Here is a 562-nt window from a genome sequence, read left to right as displayed (position 1 = left end):
GCATGAGCTTGACGTCCATATCTGAAGCCAAAGCTACTTTCGCTAAAATCCACATCGAAGAGTGGACTGAGCACTTGAGCAATGGCTTGCTGGATAACACGATCCAAGACGGTCGGAATGCCCAAGGGGCGTTTCGTCCCGTCTGGCTTTGGTATCCAGACTCTTTTCACTGGAGCAGGCACATAGCGCCCCTCCCTAATCTGGTCGATGATGCGTAACATGTGCACTTGCGAAAACGCAGGAAAGTCAGTAACCGACATGCCGTCGATCCCCGCCGCTCCTTTGTTCGATCGCACGCGTGCCCACGCCTGCTCCATATTGCCCTGATCAAGGATTTGCTCCAGTAGGCTTTGTTGAGGGAGTCGGTTCTCCTCGAAGTATGTCGCATAATTACTCATAGATCACCTCCGGTTGCTTCCTCTTCTTTGGTTCGGGCCTTCGACTTCTCGTGCCGCACTCTTCGTCTTACGCCCATTGGGCGCGGACTACTCACGGGTTCCGACAAGATTACTATGCCCTCGGCTGACTCCTCAGAGGGTAAGACCTGCGACATTGCTGTCGC

General features: G+C 53.9%; 1 pseudogene. It reads right to left on the bottom strand.

What is annotated here, in order from left to right:
* Positions 1-398 (bottom strand): annotated as a pseudogene (locus QEH52_RS20100) (reverse transcriptase domain-containing protein); the annotation flags it as partial.
* Between the last annotated feature and the right edge of the window lie 164 nt (positions 399-562).

This window comes from Thalassobacterium maritimum, assembly GCF_031127805.1.
Taxonomy (GTDB): domain Bacteria; phylum Verrucomicrobiota; class Verrucomicrobiia; order Opitutales; family Coraliomargaritaceae; genus Thalassobacterium; species Thalassobacterium maritimum.
This window is presented reverse-complemented; position numbering and strand designations above follow the sequence as displayed.